Source organism: Bradyrhizobium sp. SZCCHNGR1005, from assembly GCF_032489995.1.
GTDB lineage: Bacteria > Pseudomonadota > Alphaproteobacteria > Rhizobiales > Xanthobacteraceae > Bradyrhizobium.
Genome location: NZ_JAUEZC010000002.1, coordinates 227,508 through 243,541, shown reverse-complemented (window position 1 = coordinate 243,541; position 16,034 = coordinate 227,508). Strand labels below are relative to the sequence as shown.

The 16,034-nt window shown below is 64.9% G+C and carries 14 protein-coding genes; 7 read left to right on the top strand and 7 right to left on the bottom strand.

The window, feature by feature from the left end; all coding sequences use genetic code 11:
* Window positions 1-113 precede the first annotated feature (113 nt).
* The 4 genes from QXZ85_RS07275 (at window position 114) to QXZ85_RS07260 (ending at window position 3,922) form a co-directional block, all read left to right on the top strand.
* Window positions 114-1,172: a branched-chain amino acid ABC transporter permease gene (locus QXZ85_RS07275; RefSeq protein ID WP_315702524.1), complete on the top strand. Its 1,059-nt coding sequence runs from the start codon at window positions 114-116 to the stop codon at window positions 1,170-1,172.
* Window positions 1,159-1,893, top strand: a complete 735-nt coding sequence (locus QXZ85_RS07270) for an ABC transporter ATP-binding protein (protein WP_316173853.1) — start codon at window positions 1,159-1,161, stop codon at window positions 1,891-1,893. The genes QXZ85_RS07275 and QXZ85_RS07270 overlap by 14 nt, the downstream gene beginning before the upstream one ends.
* Window positions 1,886-2,587 carry an ABC transporter ATP-binding protein gene (locus QXZ85_RS07265; protein ID WP_315702526.1) on the top strand — a complete coding sequence of 234 codons (702 nt, stop codon included), beginning with the start codon at window positions 1,886-1,888 and terminating at the stop codon, window positions 2,585-2,587. Before QXZ85_RS07270 ends, QXZ85_RS07265 begins: the two co-directional genes overlap by 8 nt.
* A 192-nt stretch (window positions 2,588-2,779) precedes the next feature.
* A complete protein-coding gene (locus QXZ85_RS07260) occupies window positions 2,780-3,922 on the top strand; it encodes a hypothetical protein (protein ID WP_315702527.1) in 1,143 nt (380 codons plus the stop codon).
* A gap of 109 nt (window positions 3,923-4,031) precedes the next feature.
* On the opposite strand, the gene QXZ85_RS07255 is transcribed toward QXZ85_RS07260, so the two are convergent.
* Entirely contained in the window at window positions 4,032-6,494 is a 2,463-nt protein-coding gene (locus QXZ85_RS07255; RefSeq protein WP_316173851.1) for a glucose/quinate/shikimate family membrane-bound PQQ-dependent dehydrogenase, read from the bottom strand.
* Window positions 6,495-6,761: 267 nt separating this feature from the next.
* On the opposite strand from QXZ85_RS07255, the gene QXZ85_RS07250 reads away from it, so the two are divergent.
* Window positions 6,762-7,667, top strand: coding sequence for a hypothetical protein (locus tag QXZ85_RS07250; RefSeq protein ID WP_315744574.1), 906 nt, complete (start codon window positions 6,762-6,764; stop codon window positions 7,665-7,667).
* 50 nt (window positions 7,668-7,717) lie between these two features.
* On the opposite strand, the gene QXZ85_RS07245 is transcribed toward QXZ85_RS07250, so the two are convergent.
* Entirely contained in the window at window positions 7,718-8,332 is a 615-nt protein-coding gene (locus QXZ85_RS07245) for a GDYXXLXY domain-containing protein (protein ID WP_315702530.1), read from the bottom strand.
* Window positions 8,329-9,588 carry a DUF2157 domain-containing protein gene (locus QXZ85_RS07240; RefSeq protein WP_315764589.1) on the bottom strand — a complete coding sequence of 420 codons (1,260 nt, stop codon included), beginning with the start codon at window positions 9,586-9,588 and terminating at the stop codon, window positions 8,329-8,331. The genes QXZ85_RS07245 and QXZ85_RS07240 overlap by 4 nt, the downstream gene beginning before the upstream one ends.
* A 199-nt stretch (window positions 9,589-9,787) precedes the next feature.
* On the opposite strand from QXZ85_RS07240, the gene QXZ85_RS07235 reads away from it, so the two are divergent.
* On the top strand, window positions 9,788-10,906 hold the full coding sequence (locus QXZ85_RS07235; protein ID WP_315702532.1) for a ring-opening amidohydrolase: 1,119 nt from the start codon (window positions 9,788-9,790) through the stop codon (window positions 10,904-10,906).
* A 21-nt stretch (window positions 10,907-10,927) separates the two neighbouring features.
* Here the strand turns inward: QXZ85_RS07235 and QXZ85_RS07230 are convergent, their stop codons facing one another.
* A complete protein-coding gene (locus tag QXZ85_RS07230) occupies window positions 10,928-11,215 on the bottom strand; it encodes a hypothetical protein (RefSeq protein ID WP_316173849.1) in 288 nt (95 codons plus the stop codon).
* Window positions 11,216-11,565: 350 nt separating this feature from the next.
* Here QXZ85_RS07230 and QXZ85_RS07225 point away from each other — a divergent pair, with 350 nt between their 5' ends.
* Window positions 11,566-12,066: a hypothetical protein gene (locus QXZ85_RS07225; RefSeq protein WP_316173847.1), complete on the top strand. Its 501-nt coding sequence runs from the start codon at window positions 11,566-11,568 to the stop codon at window positions 12,064-12,066.
* A 224-nt stretch (window positions 12,067-12,290) separates the two neighbouring features.
* On the opposite strand, the gene QXZ85_RS07220 is transcribed toward QXZ85_RS07225, so the two are convergent.
* The 3 genes from QXZ85_RS07220 to QXZ85_RS07210 form a co-directional block, all read right to left on the bottom strand.
* Window positions 12,291-13,052: a class I SAM-dependent methyltransferase gene (locus tag QXZ85_RS07220; protein ID WP_316173845.1), complete on the bottom strand. Its 762-nt coding sequence runs from the start codon at window positions 13,050-13,052 to the stop codon at window positions 12,291-12,293.
* Window positions 13,042-13,506: an Rrf2 family transcriptional regulator gene (locus tag QXZ85_RS07215; protein WP_315702535.1), complete on the bottom strand. Its 465-nt coding sequence runs from the start codon at window positions 13,504-13,506 to the stop codon at window positions 13,042-13,044. Before QXZ85_RS07215 ends, QXZ85_RS07220 begins: the two co-directional genes overlap by 11 nt.
* A 905-nt stretch (window positions 13,507-14,411) precedes the next feature.
* A complete protein-coding gene (locus QXZ85_RS07210; RefSeq protein WP_315702536.1) occupies window positions 14,412-15,869 on the bottom strand; it encodes a murein L,D-transpeptidase family protein in 1,458 nt (485 codons plus the stop codon).
* Window positions 15,870-16,034 lie beyond the last annotated feature (165 nt).

The following is a 16,034-nucleotide window of genomic DNA, read 5'->3' as shown; positions in this document are numbered from 1 at the left end:
GGGCCTCATGGTTCGAGACGGCGCTGACGCGCCTCCTCACCATGAGGGTCTGCTGGCACACGTTAGAACTAGATCACGTTAGAAATGGACAGTGGCAAGGATGGCATTCGTTGATGGCTGACAGTGGAGTGGCGGGCCTTGCGCCGGCGGCAGCAGCGAGCGGGCCGCGTTGGAAGGTCTTGCCGATCGTAGAGCTCGTCCTGTTGGTTCTGGCAGCAGCAATGCCGCTCGTGCTGCCGGATTATCTCACGGTGTTCGCCACCCGCGTGGCGATCCTGGCGTTGTTCGCGCTCTCCTTCGATCTGGTGTGGGGGTATGCCGGGATCATGAGCTTCGGCCAGGCGCTGTTCTTCGGTGCCGCCGGCTATGGCGTCGCGCTGCTCGGGCGCGATCTCAACGTCTCGGCGCTGCTGCTGCTGCTGCCGGCCGGCGTGCTGATCGGGCTGACGTTCGCGCTGCTGCTCGGCGGCTTCCTGCTGCTGGGGCGGCATCCGACCAGCATGATCTTCGTCGCGCTCGGCACCCTGACCGGCTCCTATGCCGCCGATCGTCTTGCGCGCGGCTGGTATTATCTCGGCGGCCAGAACGGCATCCCTTCGATTCCGCCCATGACACTCGGCAGTTACGAGTTCGAGGAGGGGCCGGTCTTCTATTATTTCGCGCTCGCGCTGCTCGTCGTCGTCTATCTGCTTTGCCGCTTCCTGGTGCGCTCGCAATTCGGGCTGGCGCTCGCGGGCTTGCGCGAGAACGAGACCCGCATCGCTTTCTTCGGCTACAAGGTGCAGCATCTCAAAGCCATCGTGTTCGCGATCGGTGGTGCCATCGCTGGGCTGGCCGGCAGTCTCTACGCCGTGCACGAGGGGTTCGTCTGGCCCAACATGGTCGGCGTCGTCATCTCGACCCAGGTCGTGCTCTACGTGCTGTTTGGCGGCTCCGGCACCCTGATCGGGGCGGTGATCGGTACCGTGATCATCGAGGGCGTCAGCTTCTGGCTCTCCGACAATTACCGCGACGTCTGGCCGATCATCCTCGGTGTGCTGCTGCTCTTCGTCATCATGTTCCGTCCGCTGGGGCTGATCAGCTTCGTCCTGTCCGAGCGCGAGCGCGTCGGCCGTTTCGGCATCACGCCAAAGCAGGGCAGCCATCAAAAGGTCGGTCATGGCGCTTCTTGAAGCTTCGGGCATCGTCAAGATCTTCGGCAAGCTCACGGCCCTCAATGGCGCCGCCCTCACCGTTGCCGAAAACGAATTCCACGGCCTGATCGGGCCGAACGGCTCGGGCAAGAGCACTTTGATGAAATGCGTCGCGGGCGCCGAGACGCCGACGCAAGGCAGCATCCGCTTTGCCGGGCAGGACATCACGGCGCTGTCGCCGGCCGAGCGCGCACGCGCCGGCATGAGCCTGAAATTCCAGATCACCAGCGTGCTGCCGGCGCTCTCGCTCTACGATAACATCCTGCTGGCGCTGCAGGCGCAGGCCTCGCTGCTCGATCTCGTGCTGTCGCGGACGCGCGGCGCGCTGCACGACCAGGTCATGACCATGCTGCAGCAGTTTCGGCTCGCCGACCGCGCCCATGATCCGGCCTCGGCGCTGTCGCATGGCCAGCAGCAATGGCTGGAGATCGCGATGGCGCTCGCCGCCAAGCCGCGGCTGTTGCTGCTCGACGAGCCCACCGGGGGCATGAGCCTGGAGGAGCGGCGCGTCACCGGCGAGCTGCTCGCGCCGATCAAGGCGCATTGCTCGCTGGTCATCGTCGAGCACGATCTCGATTTCATCCGCGATATCTGCGACCGCCTCACCGTGCTCGACCAGGGCGCGGTGCTGGAATCCGGCACGGTGGCCGAGATCCAGGCGAGCCGCAGCGTGCAGGAGATCTATTTGCGCCGTGCCTGAGCAAAGCTTCCTCGATATCCGCCATCTCGACACCGGCTACAATCGCAGCCAGGTCCTGTTCGACGTCAATCTGGGCATCCCCTGGCGCGGCGGGGTCGCCGTGCTCGGTCGCAACGGTGCCGGCAAGACCACCCTGATGAAGACCATCGTCGGCGACCTTCCGGTCTGGAAGGGCGAGGTGATGTTCGATGGCCGCGACATCGGCCGTAGTCCGACCGAGCAACGCGTGCGCGGCGGCATCGGCTATGTGCCGCAGGAGCATTCGGTGTTCGCGCGGCTGTCGGTGCGCGACAATCTCGCCGTCGGGTCGCTGTTCAACAAGAACGCCGCGGCCGTCGACCGCGTGCTCGCGATCTTTCCGAAGCTGGCACAGCGGCTCGACCAGCCGGCGGGAACGCTGTCCGGCGGCGAGCGCAAGATGCTGGCGATCGGCCGTGCGATGCTGGGCGAGCCCAAGCTGCTGCTCTTGGACGAGCCGACCGAGGGCGTCTGGATCGGGGTGATCGAGGAGATCACGGAGCGGCTGATCGATCTCGCCAAGGAGATCGCGGTGATCGTCGTCGAGCAGCATCTCGAGCTCGCCTTGCGCGTCGCCGACTACGCCTATGTGCTCGACCGTGGCCGCGTCGCGCTGCAGGGCCCGGCGGACGAGGTCCGCCACAGCCCCGACCTGGTGCGTTACCTCGCGCCTTAGCTGCGCGACCTCGGACAGGCTCTCGCGTCATCCCCAAGCTTGACCGGAATTGACCGCCGGGGCGGCTCACCGTCCTGACATCTGGCCGTCAGCTCGCTGTCAAGCAGCCGTCATGCCCCGGTTAACGACGCCGAACATGGTGGCGCGCCGCCGCTGGGACGGCGGCTATTTTCCGTATTGGGGGAATTCTTGATGTCAACGAGTCCAAACGATTCGTCGTCGTGGTTGCGCGCGCTGCCGCGTCTGCGCAAATTGCTGTTGCTCGCGACGCCGCTGTTGTCGATCGCCGCTTCAGTGCCGGCGGCCGCGCATGATTCCGACTTCGATTTTGACGACGACGAGACCTATCAGATCGGTCTGTGGGGCGATCTGCCGTATTCGACGCTGCAGGCGACCGTCGGCGTGCCGAACCTGATTGCCGACATGAACGCGCATCGGCTGAAGTTCACCGCGCATGACGGCGACCTGAAGCAGGGCTCCGGCTCGCTGTGCGACGCCGGTCTCTACGCCCAGGCGCTGGCCAATTTCAACAGCCTGGAAGCGCCGGCGGTCTTCACGCCCGGCGACAACGACTGGGTCGACTGCGATCGCGCCTCCAATGGCGGCTTCAATTCGCGCGACCGTCTCGACTATGAGCGCAAGGTGTTCTTCTCGACCCCGTTCACGCTCGGCAAGCACCGCCTGCGCCAGGAGGTGCAGACCGACAAGCTCTGCCTCGATGCTTCCGGCAACATGACGGGCTGCGTGGAAAACCGCCGCTGGCACGTCGGCCGCGTCACCTATGCGACGCTGAACGTCCAGGGCTCCTGCAACAATCTCTGCGACACCAATCCTGATCCGGCCGAGTTCAATGCCCGCAACGCCGCCGTCATCGCCTGGATGAAGCAGACCTTCGCGGTCGCCAAGCAGCGCAATTCGGTCGCCGTGATGTTCATCTCGCAGGCCAATCCGGGCTGGGACCTCTCGGACCCGACGCGCGCGCCGCTGCGCAATCCGAAAACGCTCGCCGAGACCGACGGCCAGCCGGACGGTTTCGTCAGCTTCCTGACGGCGCTGCGCGACGAGGTGATCGCCTTCCGCAAACCCGTGGCCTACGTGCATGGCGATTCGCACTACTTCCGCGTCGACCAGCCGTTTCTGGACTCGCAAGGGCGCCGTCTGGAGAACTTCACCCGCGTCGAAACCTTCGGCGACAACCAGGGCAACGGCAACAATGACGTGCGCTGGCTGAAGGTCACGGTCGACCCGCGCAGCCGCGACGTGTTCTCGTACCAGCCGGTCAACGTGTTCGCCAACCGCACCGCAGTGCCGGCGCCGGCGAACTCGGGCCACTGAGCGCACTCGACGTCGTTGCGAGCGAAGCGAAGCAATCCAGGGCCGAGCAGGCAGTCTGGATTGCTTCGTCGCCGTCGGCTCCTCGCAATGACGATATTTACAACTAATCTCACCGGCGCGCGACATTGCCCGGCAGCGCGTAGGCGCGGACGTAGTCGCCGAGCTTGGTGCCGAACGAGCCGTGGCCGCCGTCGACAGTCACGACATATTGCCGGCCACCGGCCTCATAGGTCATCGGCGTCGATTGGCCGCCGGCCGGCAGCCGGTCCTGCCACAACAGCCGTCCGTCGTTCACGTCGAACGCGCGGATGTAGTAGTCCATCGTGCTCGTGAGAAAGGCGACGCCGCCGGCGGTGACCATCGGGCCGCCGAGCATCGGCACGCCGAGCTTGAACGGCAGCGGCAGCGGCGCTTCATCGCGGATGGTGCCGACGCGGTGCTGCCAGACGATCTGGTTGGTCTTCAAGTCGATCGCGGCGAGGCTGCCCCAGGGCGGCGCCATGCAGGGAATGCCGAGCGGCGACAGGAAAATGCCGAGATCGACGCCATAGGGCGTGCCGTACATCGGCTGCACGCCGAGCTCGGTGCCGGGCGGATGCGCTGCGTTCGGCGCTGCCGGATTGTCCTTGCCGCGCGGCACCAGCCGCGACACGAACGGAATCGATTGCGGATTGGCGATCGCAATCTGCCTGACCGGATCGACGGCGATGCCGCCCCATTCGAACATGCCGAAATCACCCGGGTAGACCAGCGTGCCCTGTTCGGACGGCGGCGTGAACGGCCCCTCATACCGCAGCCGCTTGAACTTGATGCGGCAGGCGAGCTGATCGAACATCGTGGCGCCCCACATCTGCGCGCCGGATAGTTTCTCGCGGGGGCGGAAGCTGAGATCGGAGAACGGCTGGGTCGGCGAGACGTGGTCCCCGGGTGCCGCGCCCTGCGGCACCGGCGTCTCGGGCGCGGGCACCAGCAGGTGGCCGTCGCGGCGGTCGAGCACGAAGATGTTGCCGGTCTTGGCCGGCACGTAGATCGCCGGCACCACGCCGTCCTTGCCCGGCAGGTCGATCAGGCTCGGCTGCGAGGGCATGTCCATGTCCCAGAGATCGTGGTGCACGTTCTGGTACGACCAGCGCAGCTTGCCGGTGGCGATGTCGAGCGCGACCAGCGCGGAATCATAGCGCTCCTCGTCCGGCGTGCGGTTGCCGGCCCAGATGTCGGGCGAGCTGGAGCCGAGCGGCTCATAAACAAGACCAAGCTTCTCGTCGGCGGCGGCGACCGCCCAGGAGTTCGGCGAGCCCGGCGTGAAATGATGCGTGGCCGACGGCATCTCGTTGGGATCTGGATTGCCGGCGTCGAACGCCCAGATCAACTTGCCGGAGTAGATGTCGAAGCCGCGGATCGCGCCCGACGGCACCTTGTTGGAGTAGTTGTCGATCACGGCGCCGGCCATGATCAGCACCTTGTCGGTGACGACAGGCGGCGAGGTGCCCTCGTAGAAGCCGAGGGTCGTAATCTCGTTGCCGGCCTTCAGATCGATCTGGCCGTGATCGCCGAAGCCCTCGCAGGGCTTGCCACTGTCGGCATCGAGCGCGAACAGCCGGCCGTCATTGGTCGGCAGGAAGATGCGCTTGGGACATTCCGTTGGTGCGGCGGCGCCGGTGATGTCGACGGCGCCCGGCTTGGTCTCATGATAGGCGACGCCGCGGCAGGTCATGTGCTGGAAATTCTTGTGATGCTCGATCTTCGGATCGAATGTCCAGCGCAGCTTGCCGGTCTGCGCATCCAGCGCGAACACGATCTGATGCGGCGAGCAGGTGTAGAGCAGGTCGCCGATCTTGAGCGGCGTCACCTCATTGGTGAACTCGTTGGGATCATCCGGCCCTTTGCGGTCGCCGGTCTCGAATTCCCAGGCGAGCTCGAGGTCCTTCACATTGTCCTTGGTGATCTGGTGGAGACTCGAATAGCGCGTGCCGAAATTGGTCGCGCCATAGGCGGTCCAGTCGGACTGCGCCTGTGCCGCCCCGACGTCCGCTCCTTGCGCGTTTCCTGACGCGTTTCCTGACGCGTTTCCTGATGCGTTTCCTGATGCGTTTCCTGGCGCGTTCGTGGCCGCTGCCTGCTGCAAAACGCGGTTGAGGCCGAAGCGGTCGCCGCGCAAGGATGCGCCGAGCACGATCGCGGCGAGCACGAGCACGGCAACGAGGCCCCAGCGCGCCGGGCGCATGTCGCCTGCAAGGTGGGCGGTGATGAACGGCAACAGCAGCCAGATGCCGAGCGGCACCAGCACGTCGCCGCGCGGCGCCAGCGACCAGAAATCCAGGCCGACTTCCCACAGCGCCCAGGCCATCGTGCCGAGCAGCAGCGCGGCATAGACCCACAGCGCCTCGGCGCGCCGCTGCCATAACAGCCAGGCGGTGACAAGCAGCGCCGCGCCGGCGATGATGTAATAGAGCGAGCCGCCCAGCGCCAACAGCCGGGCGCCGCCTGCGACGAGGGCGATGCCCATCAGCGCAACGATGATGACCGTGAAGACGAGCAGCGGCGCGCGCTGCAGCTCGCGGGCGCTGACCATGATGCGCGTCTCCTGATTTTGCGACTGATGATCGGGCGTTTACCCGGCGCCTTCAAGAACCATCCGACATTGCAGAAAGTTCCTGTCGCCGGACTTGCCGCGTCCGCCACCGGCCATTGCGCGGCGGTGGCGCGACCGGAACCTTGGCGTAAGGACCCGGTTGCCGGCCGCGGGGCCGCACACGGCTTTTTGTACTGGTTACCGGGTCGATTATGACAGTATCATTACGTTGAAATGTCAGTTCGACGAAAAGCGTGGAGCGTGGCCATGGGGTTGCGAGTGGGTTTACGACGGCAGGCGGCATCCAATCCGGTGGCTTGGTGGTGGGCGCTGCTGACGCTGGTCAGCATTGCGAATGTCGCGTTCTGGTTTCTGTTGTACCGCCAGCTCTCCGGCCAGCCCGTCACGTCCGCCAGCGGATCGGAGACCTCGTCGATGCTGATGCTCTGCGCGGCCTATGTGTTCGGCTGCGCTTTCCGCTCGGTTTTGCCGCGCGCCGACGTGCAGCGCATCTGCCTGGTCGACAGCTGGCTGTCGAGCGTGTTCGTCGGCCGCTCGGTGGCAACGATCGCGGAAGTCTGCTTCGCCGCGCAATGGGCCATCATCTTGGGCCAGCTCGGCACCATCGCGGACGCGCCAACCGCCGTGAACATCGCGCGCATCATCGTGCCGCTGATCATCGTCGCCGAGATCTGCTCCTGGTACGCGGTCCTGACCACCAACTTCCTCGGCAACGCGATCGAGAATTCGCTGTGGGCGGTCACCTTCCTGCTGGTCGGGATCGGGCTCGGCCGGCTGTTGCCGGAATTCGAGGGGCCGCTGCGTTGGCTGCTCATCACGGGCCTCGTCGGCATCGCGTTCTATCTCGGCTTCCTGATCGTCATCGACGTGCCGATGTATCTCAACCGCTGGCGCATCGGGCGAGCCAACGGCACTAGGCTGCTGCATCCGCTGGAGGGCCTGCGTGACGCCGCGACGCGCTGGATCGTCACCCATGAGTTCGATCATTGGAAGGACGAGATCGCCTGGATGTCGCTCTATTTCAGTGCGGCGGTGTGGGCGAGCTTGGCGCTGTGCGTGCTCTCCTCGCTCGACCATGATCTGCTGAACTACCGCGCGCAGTCGGCGGCGGTGTCGCAGGCCGAGATCGTCCAGCCGATCAGCCTGCGCTGAGATTCAATCCTGGCCGCGCCGGCGGGTCAGGCTGACCCGCGGTACCGGGTCTAGAACCACGGCTCCTCATAGACCGGGGTGCCGTCGACCAGGAGCCGCTTGATCGCGGCCCGGCCCGAGGGCAGCACGGCCGCGACCACCAGCAGCTTGCGCTGGTTGCGCAGCTGTTCGAGCTTCTGGCCTTCGCCCTGCGGCACGAAATAATTCTCGATGTCGTAGCGAACCCCCAAGCTGTCGCAAAACGAGTCGCTCTTCGGCCCGCAGCTCGCGCCCGAGATCACGCGGCCGCGGATCAACACCTCTGCGCCCTTCACCGCGACCGGTTCGGTGTGCACCGAGACCGCGTGGTAGACGCCACTCTGGTCGGGCGCGAGCTTGACGAACAGCACAGGGTGCTGCCCGTGCGCCGGCTGGTCCTTGAGCGCGCCCGCGGGGAGCTGTGAGATGTCGTAGCCGAGCACGACATAATCGCCGCGCAGGAGATCGCGCGGATCGACCGGCTGCGTTTGCAGGGTCACCTCCTTGCCGTCGCGCAGGATCTCCGCGCGGTCGACCACCATCGCGGCCAGCAAGCCGAGTTGTATCAAGGCGGCCGCGCCGAACAGCACGGCCTTCGGAATGCGCTGCAGGCGATCGGTCACGGCTGCGGCTGAGCTGAGGGTCATCGTGCATCCCTCGGCAGCAGGCGATTGAGCAGGATCGAGAGCGCGACCGCGGCCAGCCCGGCCACCGCGAGAAACAGCGACCGGCTCAACAGGGATTCGCTGACGATCCAGGTGATGGCGGCGATGACGCCGGCGATGCCGAGCCAGCCGGCGACGATGCGCGGCAGCGCCGTATCGGTCATGCCGGAGATGACGAGGCAGATCATGGCGCCGAGCTCGATGGCGTAAACCAGCCATGGCTGGCCGCCTTGCCCGACGATCCCCGGCTCCAGCGCGAGCAGCGCAAGCCCGCTCGCGAGTCCCGCCAAGGCCGGGCCAGGGCGCCGTGTCATCGCGGCAGCGGCGAAGGCCAGCAACATGCCGCCGATGCCGCAGATATGGGCCCAGGCGGGATGACCCGCTCCCGAGCGCGGGTGAAGCAGGGAGTCGAATGCCACGCCGCCCAGGACGGCGACCACGGCCAGCATGAAGCCGCCATAGGCGGATAGTACGATACCGAAGCCCGACAGCCGCGGCGGACGCAGCGCGGCCAGCGCCAGCCCTGCGCCGAGCAGCAATGCCGTGCCGTCGGCGAACACCGCGAGTGGATCGGCCAGGTCGAGCCGCGACGCGGTTGCGATCCAGCCGTTGACGGCGGCCAGTGCGACCAGATGGGCGGCGACCCGCGACTGCCAGAGCACGGCCAGGCCGGCGGCAACGAGCCAGAACGCGACAAAGGCAAGGTGCGGCACCTCATCGCCCTCGGACAGGCGCATGTCGCTCCAGATACATGCCGCGACGAGGGCCGTCGCCAGCGCACCGCGCGAGCCCGTGAGCGCGGCCGCGGCGAGTGCGCCGATCGCCCACAGCAGCATGCCGCCCGCAAAATCCGAGCCGAGGTGATACATCTGGCCGACCAGCGCGATGCCGGCGCCGAAGATGATCGCGCCGACGCTGGCGCAAAGATCGGCGAGGATGGAGCGGTCGGCGCGCGCGAACCACGCCCCGAGGCCGTAAACGACGATGATGCCGGCCGCCAGAATGGCGCAACGCAACAGGCGCGCGATATCGGTCCAATGCGCGGCGACGAAGGCGAGGAACGCCGCCGCGATCAACAGGCCGCCGACGATGCCGACCACCACCGAGATGTTGGCGGCAGGCGAAAGCGGCGGCAGTGCGTTGCGGATGGCAATCGCTGCCGAGGGCGTGATCAGGCCATCGGCCTCCCACCGCGCCAGATCAGTCTCGAGACGCTGACGATAGGTTCGCTCGAACATCCGCGTGAATCACCACCGGTTGCGATCGTTCACCTATATTAGCATGAGGGCTGCCGGCCGACAGGCGCATCTTGCCGCCGGTGTGATGAGCTGCGGTATCGGCTGGCTTCAGCTCCGCGCTGGCGTCAATCTTGCTAGACGAACCTGGTAGGGGAATTTGCTGGACGACGCGCCGGGAGAGCAGATGCAAGAGGTTCGCATGCGGACAAGATCGGTGGACGTCATTCGCATCGCGACCCATGGCCCCGGGGACGTCTCGGGCCTCATGAGCCGGATCGAGTCCGGAGCGATCGATCCGCACGCGATCGTCGCCATTCTCGGCAAGACCGAGGGCAATGGCGGCGTCAACGATTTCACCAGGGAGTATGCGGTTGCCGCGCTGTGCGCGGCGCTGGCGCCGCATCTCGATCTGCCGCCGCACGGTGTCGAACAGCGGATTGCCTTCGTGATGTCCGGCGGCACCGAAGGCGTGCTCAGCCCACACATCACCGTCTTTACCCGTCATGATGGTGTCAGCGACCGAGGCCCGGGTGAGGCGGCGGGCAAGCGCTTGAGCATCGGCATTGCGCAGACCCGCGACTTCCTGCCGGAAGAACTCGGACGCAGCGCGCAGATCGGGGAAACCGCCAAGGCCGTGGCGGCTGCCATGCTGGATGCCGGCATCGCCGATCCCAGCGATGTCCATTTCGCCCAGATCAAATGCCCGCTGCTGACGAGCGAGCGCGTCGAGGCCGCATTGGCACGCGGCACCAAGACCGTAACCGGAAACGCCTATACGTCGATGGCCTATTCGCGCGGCGCCTCGGCGCTCGGCATTGCAGTTGCGCTCGGCGAGATCGAAGGCGAGATCGCCGATGAGCACGTCATGCGGCGGTTCGATCTGTATTCGCGGGTCGCATCGACCTCGGCCGGCATCGAGCTGATGCATAATGTGGTGATCGTGCTCGGCAACTCCGAAAACTCCGCGAGCGCATGCGAGATCGGCCACGCGGTGATGCAGGATGCGATCGACGCCGCGGCGGTGATCGAGGCTCTCGGCAGCGTCGGCCTGGCGATCGGCGCCACGTCGGGCGATGGACGGCAACTGGTCAATATCTTCGCCAAGGCCGAGGCGTCGCCCAATGGCAGCGTGCGCGGCTTTCGGCACACCATGCTGGAGGATACCGACATCAGCGCCACGCGGCATGCCCGCGCTGCGGTTGGTGGTCTGATCAGCGGCCTCGCAGGGACGAGTGCCGTCTACGTTTCCGGCGGTGCCGAGCATCAGGGACCGCCCGGCGGCGGACCGATCGCTGCAATCGTCCGGTTGCCGCAATGAAGCTCGGCGGATGACGCGCACTCACTTGCGATCCGGCTCCGTTGCCTTCACCACCGTGGCATTGATCACGCGCGTGCCCTCGAGTTCACGGACGATGCGCTCGTCAGGGCCGACGGTGCCGAGATCGAAGTCGCGCTCACGCGTGACCAGGATCATGCGCGCGCCCATGATGACGACCACGGTGACGTCATGCTCTTCGCCGGAGATAGTCCATTCGCGGATATGGCGCTCATACGGCTGACTGCACGAGGCATCGGGGAAACCGGGATCGCAGCGCGCCTCAATGCCGTCGTCCGACGTTGTCAGCACGAACTTCGCTCTCGCTGACTTCCGTTGCTCGTCGAGCAGCTCGTTTCGCCCAGCCACAAGCAGCAGAACGCCTGGTATTCGTCAGGGCGGTCGGCGGAGATCGACAGCCGCACCTCGGCCAACAATGCCTACGCATCAGGGAGCAAACTCGCACAATCGACCCGAATTAATAATGACAGCATTACTGTCATTATTGTGATTCGATCTTTGCTTTCTTAGAGTCAAGATGAGTCATTGCTTATCCACAAGTCGTCATCGATATTGATTCGAGGGGAATACCAAGAACAACTGATGATAAAAATCAATCTCTGCATTGACAGAATCAAAGATTAAGGCTCATATGGATCATTATGAGCACTGATCCATATGCAATGCTGTTGCACCGGCGCAAGGAGATCGCAGCCGAGATCGAGCGCCATCGCGCGCATATCGAAGCATTGGAGTCTGAGGATCAAGAATTGGCGACTGCCGAACGGGTTCTATCGCGATTTGGGTCCGTGCAGCCCGATTTGGTGATGGCCGATGGCGATCGTGTCCTGCTCGTCCAGACAAAACATGCGTCCGGTAAACCGGAAGGAACCCCAACGACACCAAACATGATTTTTGCTCTTTTGCGCGAGGCCTTTGCTCAAGGGAAGCAGGGGCTGGAGCCAAAGGAGATGCAGATGGCGATCGCCCGGAGGTGGTGGCCGTCCGTCAAATCAGAAGATGTAGGCCCGACTGCCTGGAGAATGTGGAAGGAGGGCCGCTTGGGGAAGGATGGGTCGATCTATTATCTGCCTGGTACTCATGAGGCAGAAAAAGAGGCCGCAGATCTCCTCAGACAGGAGAATGCTGCGACCCCAGAATAGAGTTTGGGGGTGCACAGTGCAGGGGTGAGTTGTCCAGCTCCGGCCCCGGCGGGTGCAAGTCCCGCTACCTCCACCTTTCGGCCCCTTCCACAAGGGCCACGTCCGCTCCCTTCCACAAGGAGTCGGACCACATCGAGAGAATATCCGCGCATCCAAGGGTCCAAACCTTAGCTGCGCGGCCCTTATCGCCTTATTGAATCACAGCCGGCGCGGCACCACAACCCCTAACTGCTGCTCGCTATCAACGTATGCAATTCCGACGCACCAAAGCCGATCGCCGATGCGTGACCGGTCCAGCCGTGCCAGGTGAAAGCGGTGAAGAAAAGGCTGGCATCGGAAAAGCCGCCGCCGCGCAGAATGGCTTCGTCCTCCTCGGGGCTCAGCATGTTGACGCTGGCCTCGACGGTCGTGCGCATCGTTTTCGCCTGCTCGGGATCGACACCCGAGGCGACGGCGTAGGCGGCATAACGATCCAGCCAAAGCCCTCGCTGTGCCGGATCCTGCGGCAGACAGCCATGTGCGGCCACGAACGGCGCCCCTGGCCGAAGCCGGTCATGGATGGCGCGGACCGTCCTCAGGCGCTCCGAAGCTGAGAGAAAGTGTAGCGTCAGCAGGCACGTCGCCGCGTCGAAGGGGCCTGTGGGAGCATCGAAGATATAGCCTTCGATCAGTTCGACGCGATCGATGCGGGACCCGAGCGTCCGCTCGGCCAGCCGCAACATCTGCGCCGACGGATCGACACCGACGAAGGTCCAGGACGGATGGGCATCGGCCAGGGCCGCGAGCTCGAGGCCGCCGCCGGCTCCCAGTATGAGCACTTTCGCATGTGCAGGCGCCCGCTCGGCGAGGAGGATGGAGGCCATCCGATGAAGTCCGTCGAGACCGGGCACGAAGCGGCGCGGTCCGTCGGTGTAGCGCGCGACGATCTCCGGATCGGAAAACGCGCGCAGAAATGACTGTGCGCCATCGGTGCTGTCAGCCGGCATCGCAGACCTGTCCTTTGCGCGACCGCTTGCGTTGGACCAAGCGGTGGTGGAAATCGGCGCTCAAGCTGGCGAGCGTCACGTCGCCGAGACGAGATAGCAACAAGGCCTCCGCATCATGGAAGGCGGTGTCGAGCGCCGCATTCACGGCCTGTTCGACCAGGCAGTCCGGGCTTTCGGTCCGGTTGCCGAGGGCGAACAGCGACGGACGACCGAGCGAGTCGTAGATGTCGCGCAAGGTGACCGCGGTGAGATCGCAGGCGAGCGTCCATCCGCCACCATGGCCTTTCTCGGAGTGCACATAACCGTGGTCCCGCAAGCCCGCCATGATCCGTCGGATCACCACGGGATTGGTCTGCATCATCAGCGCGAGCGTCTCCGACGTGGCCGGGCCGTCGAGCTCCGCCATGTGAAGCAGCACATGCAGCACGCCGGACAGCTGGCTGTTGGGTCTCATGTAACTTTTGATATTACATGATTTACGGTCCGTCAATCGCGGTAGGAAAGCGCCCATGCGGCAGCCGTCGCGCAGTTTGGACATGCTGACGCGGCGGTGGCGAACCAAACGTCGGGGCCAAGCCGCTTGCGCCGAAGAACTAATTTTGCCCGCCCGATCAAGCTGGTTTGGGTGGTCAAGTCGGATCTCGAAAAATATTGATCTTCGCTTTTTCAGAAATCCATGGTTCTATCTCTGCGTCCCGCGCTTCGATGAGAGGGGCGCCTCGCGATCGTCACGAGCGTTGGGCGCGGGATGCGATGGGCGTGTCGGGTTGCAGCGTGACGGCATGATCCGAAAACGATCATGCCCAAGTGAAGTTCACGCGGACGAACGATCCGATACGCACGGTCAAGTCGCGCGGTCCTGGCACCCCGACGCTGGTGTCAAATTGGCGATGATGCTGCGCATCACGCTGATGACGGTGGCCAGAAAGCCCGGCGCACCGGGGAGAACGCGAAGCAGCCGTTAAAACCGTCGCGCAGGGAAGGCCGGGATGTCTTGGCCAAACCTGTGGTACCTGCCGCCTGCATTTTTTTCGCAGGCGGGCCATGGGGGCGGCAAGCTCCTGGCCTTCCCTGTGCCCTCTATCAAGTGAGGGTGAATGGATGGATAGCTCGGACGCAAAACGCGCCGCGAGAACGCGAGCCTATGCCGTCGTCATCGCCAGGAGCGAAGCAACGAAACGATGCAGAACCGTCGCGCGGCTCCCGGCTTGCTTGGGCGCGGCGCGCTCCGCAATGATGCCGAGGCAGCCGGCGGGATCAGCGCATCTCTGGAAGACTGCCGCCCTCCGGTCCATTCCAAGGACGATAGGCTTGAACTGTTCGACAATCGAATCAAGAAATGTCTGGCGGGAAGCCGAGCTACTTCACCGCCGAGAAGCGGCTGTCGAACGAGTTCGTCGACATGATCGGCGCCGAGCCTGCCACCAGTGCAGTCTGCTGCGGCGCCGGTGCGGGCGCGGCGGCGCTTGCGGCCTCGGTCGTCGCCGACGGCTTGAACGGCGGGCGCGCCGCGGCCTGCCTGATCACGTTCGGTTTCGCCTCGGCGGACTTCGCCGCCACGGCCTTCGGCGCCGGCTTGCTCTCCACAGGCTTGGAGGTCACAGCCGCGGCGTTGGCCGCGATCGCGCCGCTCGAACTGATCTTGCGCAGGTTGGAGATCAGGCTTGCCTTCTCCGGGGCGCTGACCGCGGCGACGCGCGGCGTGGTCGAGCCGACCGAGGCCGGCTCAGGCGCGGCCGCTGTCGCAATCTCGTCGGCGCTCGGCGCGCGCGGCGGATTGACGTGACCGGGGATCGTGCCCGGCAGCGGCGAGAACTGGGTGAGCGACAGGCCCGGCGCTTCACCGGGCTCCGACAGGCCGGTCGAGGCGCCTGGGACGCGCGAGGCGAACACGCTGTTCATGCCGCCGTCGATACCGGTGTTGAGCTTGGCAACCGGCGTGCCCTTGGCGATCAGCTTTGCGAATTCCGCCTCGTCCGCCTGCTCCTTCTCACGCACGGCGTTCGCGATCTCGTCGGGCACCACATAGGCCGGGCATTTCGCCGAGGCGTCGAACACCGGATCGCGCGTCGCACCGGGCGGCTTCTCGGCATCGAAGACGTATTTGTGTTCGCAGAAGTCGACCTTCGGCTCCTGGCGCGTGACCTCGAAATGGTCGTAGCCTTCCTTGATCATGCGCCAGAACGGCATGTTCGGATTGTTGCGGTGCTTGGCCATGTTCACCGCCGTCATCCGGAACGGATAGGCCTGGAACTGGAAGGCGCGCTGGCCGCCGAAGAAGGATTCCCGTCCCAGCGAATAGATCTCGGCGATCTGCTCGTCGGTCATCGCGTAGCAGCCGCGCGAGGAGCAGTCGCCATGAACCATCAGCTCCGAGCCGGTATGGCCGAGCGATTTGTCGTAGGCGTTGGGATAGCCGGTGTTGAAGGAGAGGTAATAGGCCGATTGCGGATTCATCTGCGCCGGCGAGATCGAATAGAAGCCTTCCGGCGCCTGGCGATCGCCTTCGCGCACCTTGGGCCCGAGATCGCCCGACCAGCGGCAGATCGGATAGCTCTTCAGCAACCCGAACTTGCCGGAGCGATCCTGCTTCCAGACCTCGAGCTCGGCCTCCTGCTTGAACAGGCGGATCAGGATCGGCGACTGCAGATCCATGTTCTTCTCGCCCATCGCGGCGACGAGCTTGGGCGGCACCGGCTGGTTGGCCTTGGCATTCTGGGCAAGCGACACCTGGTCGCTGTTGCAGCCGGCCAAGAGCGCACTCGTGGCCAGCGCCGCCGAGGTCAGCAGGACCCGGACAAATGCGCGGTTGATCAATGCAAAGCTCCCCGCCACGACGGCATGTCGCAAAACCCCACTCGTCTCACTTCCAAGGCCGGAGCGGCAGAGAAGGAATGCCGATCAAGCCATGCGTCATGCCTCGAACCAGTAATTAAAATTGTAACCTTTGAGCCTGGGGGTCGCAACCCGCTCCCCCCACCC

Bases quoted from the DNA above. Each gene is read 5' to 3' on its own strand.
- QXZ85_RS07250 (WP_315744574.1), top strand. From the start codon at position 6,762: ATGGGGTTGCGAGTGGGTTTACGACGGCAGGCGGCATCCAATCCGGTG.
- QXZ85_RS07220 (WP_316173845.1), bottom strand. From the start codon at position 13,052: ATGCCGGCTGACAGCACCGATGGCGCACAGTCATTTCTGCGCGCGTTT.
- QXZ85_RS07235 (WP_315702532.1), top strand. From the start codon at position 9,788: ATGCGGACAAGATCGGTGGACGTCATTCGCATCGCGACCCATGGCCCC.
- QXZ85_RS07255 (WP_316173851.1), bottom strand. From the start codon at position 6,494: ATGGTCAGCGCCCGCGAGCTGCAGCGCGCGCCGCTGCTCGTCTTCACG.
- QXZ85_RS07225 (WP_316173847.1), top strand. From the start codon at position 11,566: ATGAGCACTGATCCATATGCAATGCTGTTGCACCGGCGCAAGGAGATC.
- QXZ85_RS07270 (WP_316173853.1), top strand. From the start codon at position 1,159: ATGGCGCTTCTTGAAGCTTCGGGCATCGTCAAGATCTTCGGCAAGCTC.
- QXZ85_RS07240 (WP_315764589.1), bottom strand. From the start codon at position 9,588: ATGTTCGAGCGAACCTATCGTCAGCGTCTCGAGACTGATCTGGCGCGG.
- QXZ85_RS07245 (WP_315702530.1), bottom strand. From the start codon at position 8,332: ATGACCCTCAGCTCAGCCGCAGCCGTGACCGATCGCCTGCAGCGCATT.
- QXZ85_RS07215 (WP_315702535.1), bottom strand. From the start codon at position 13,506: ATGAGACCCAACAGCCAGCTGTCCGGCGTGCTGCATGTGCTGCTTCAC.
- QXZ85_RS07275 (WP_315702524.1), top strand. From the start codon at position 114: ATGGCTGACAGTGGAGTGGCGGGCCTTGCGCCGGCGGCAGCAGCGAGC.
- QXZ85_RS07260 (WP_315702527.1), top strand. From the start codon at position 2,780: ATGTCAACGAGTCCAAACGATTCGTCGTCGTGGTTGCGCGCGCTGCCG.